This is a genomic window from Ochrobactrum sp. PL_is483 (genome assembly GCF_055816855.1).
Genome location: NZ_JBVPGS010000009.1, coordinates 1 through 2,029, shown reverse-complemented (window position 1 = coordinate 2,029; position 2,029 = coordinate 1). Strand labels below are relative to the sequence as shown.

General features: G+C 53.1%; 4 protein-coding genes and 1 pseudogene. 3 read left to right on the top strand and 2 right to left on the bottom strand.

Features of this window, described 5'->3' with window-relative positions; all coding sequences use genetic code 11:
* The coding region (locus AC0TNJ_RS00075) for an IS3 family transposase (protein WP_473769858.1) at nucleotides 1-201 on the top strand (201 nt) is incomplete at its 5' end.
* A gap of 166 nt (nucleotides 202-367) precedes the next feature.
* Nucleotides 368-856 (top strand): cell division protein ZipA C-terminal FtsZ-binding domain-containing protein, encoded by a 489-nt coding sequence (locus AC0TNJ_RS00070; RefSeq protein WP_473769859.1) that lies wholly within the window; start codon nucleotides 368-370, stop codon nucleotides 854-856.
* 48 nt (nucleotides 857-904) lie between these two features.
* Here AC0TNJ_RS00070 and AC0TNJ_RS00065 read toward each other — a convergent pair whose 3' ends face one another.
* A complete protein-coding gene (locus AC0TNJ_RS00065; protein WP_473769857.1) occupies nucleotides 905-1,072 on the bottom strand; it encodes a hypothetical protein in 168 nt (55 codons plus the stop codon).
* Nucleotides 1,073-1,337: 265 nt separating this feature from the next.
* On the opposite strand from AC0TNJ_RS00065, the pseudogene AC0TNJ_RS00060 reads away from it, so the two are divergent.
* Nucleotides 1,338-1,459: pseudogene (locus AC0TNJ_RS00060) on the top strand (transposase); the annotation flags it as partial.
* 257 nt (nucleotides 1,460-1,716) lie between these two features.
* On the opposite strand, the gene AC0TNJ_RS00055 reads toward AC0TNJ_RS00060, so the two are convergent.
* A partial coding sequence (locus AC0TNJ_RS00055; protein WP_473769856.1) for an autotransporter outer membrane beta-barrel domain-containing protein occupies nucleotides 1,717-2,029 on the bottom strand: 313 nt, incomplete at its 5' end.

Sequence of the window (2,029 nt, the reverse complement as noted above, 5' to 3'; positions counted from 1 at the left end):
GTCTGGGACAATGCCGCGATGGAAAGCTTCTTCTCGTCACTCAAAACGGAAAGGACAGCTCGCAAGGTCTACAGAACCAGAGACGATGCAAAGGCGGACGTGTTCGATTACATCGAGCGCTTCTACAATCCCAAGCGTCGGCATTCGACACTGGGCTATCTCAGCCCGATGGAATTTGAAAACAAGGGGGGATTAGCCTAACTCGGTGTCCGAAAAAACGGCAGCAGGCCAGGTTGCCTGATCGATCCGAGGAAGTGACGCGGGAAGGAATTAGCGCGGTAAGCTGAGTAAGAAGCTTGCTGATCTTCCGTATGGTTTCGAAACTGCAATTCAGGATTTCGCGACGAGCGAAAGGGCCTTCAGCTTGGTGCGGAAGATCAAAAGTTTGTCCCCTGACACTATAAGTATCGTCGCATCTTATAGCGATAACAATACATTCAATGGCATACAGATTTGGAACCTTTTACATTCTCTGGGATTTCACTGGGGTGATATGGACTGCTTTCAGTGGCTCGACACCACAGATCAAACTGACTATTTAATTTGGGTGGAACTGGATGACGGTATAATTGGCTATGTGCTTCCTGAGCTCGTCGCAGCTGGTAAACAGAACTTTTATCAAGTTCGGTTCAGCCTAACACCGCCGCGCACACCATCACCGCTGCATGTCTTCGATCAAATGGTGCGGGCTGCGGTTGCCTTCCAAGAGAAAACAGGGTGTAGGTTAACGGTAAAGATCGATGATAAAATTGTCGATGACTTGGATGAACCGAGGGAGGTGATTGCTGGACTTATCGCGAGTATTGAAGGGATGAAACTGAAGCCCAGCTGCACCGAAATATGCAGAGTTCGCTGATAGCTCTAACCGCATATTTCTGGAAATCGAACAGATGATACTGGCGCTTTAGGCCTTAAGGATGTCGGGATACATCATTGGCTGTTCGCTGGCTTTATTTGCGGCTGTATCCAGCAGCGTAAAACCGAGACGCTCGTAAAACTTCACTGCTGGCTGCTTCGAATCAACGACAATGAAACGGCAGCCGACATTCGGTGCGGTGGCGTCTTTGACCATGCCGAATTTTTGCCCGCCTTTCGCAGTTTAAGGTGGCTGGCGCGGTCGATGTTGGCAAGGGAGCCACCCGCAGCAAGGCCTGTTTTCCGCTGGAATCACGGGTGCAGCCGATGACGTTGTTCTTAGCGGAAGCACTACCGTGACCAACTCTCGTCGTCGATTCTGCATTGATTAGAGAAAACGTTCCGCGACAATATCCTCTGACCTTGCCCCGTTGAAATAATCCATTTTGAAGTAAGCGCCGGCCCATTGAGAGGACCAGGGAATGAAGCGCACTCGCTTCACGGACGAACAGATCATCGGCATTCTGAAGGAGCACAAGGCTGGCACGCCCCGGTCTCGGAGCTTTGCCGCAAGCGCGGCGTCAGCGATGCCAGCATCTATAAATGAAAGGCCAACTGAAGGCTTTTGTCCAGTACTGTTCACAGGGCATCGGCATCACATACCAGCAGCATAGATTGCAGATGCGGTAGGCTGGAATGCCAAGCCGGTCGGCAAGCTCTGCCAGTGACAGCAACCAGACGAGACCGTGGAAATTCGCCCGTGAGAACAGACGCGCCCTCAGTCGGTCTTTTCTTGCTGGTTCAAAAGGGAGGCCCCGGCTGGAACCGGGGCTTTGCTTTTTGGAAGACGGGGTTTGCGCCTTACCACTTGACCTTGAAGCCGACGGTGCCCTTGAGGGCGTAGCTGTCGGCGAAGTGGTTGAGCGCGGTGTTGATCGAGCCTTCGCCATAGACGGCATATTTGTTGTCGGCCCAGGCATAGGTGCCGCCAGCGCCGATGCCGCCCCAGGTCCGATCATTGTCGGTGTCGAAATCGACGCCCGCCACATTGACCGACGATCCACCCAGCATCTCCTGATAGAGATTGGCAATGCCGTAGACGGTGGTGTTGACCGTCAACCCATCCTCGCCCTTCCAGCTATTGGCATAGTTGGCGGCAAGGCCGAGCCGTCCG

Excerpts from the sequence above, each read along its gene's own strand:
- AC0TNJ_RS00065 (WP_473769857.1), bottom strand. The coding sequence starts at position 1,072 with ATGGTCAAAGACGCCACCGCACCGAATGTCGGCTGCCGTTTCATTGTC.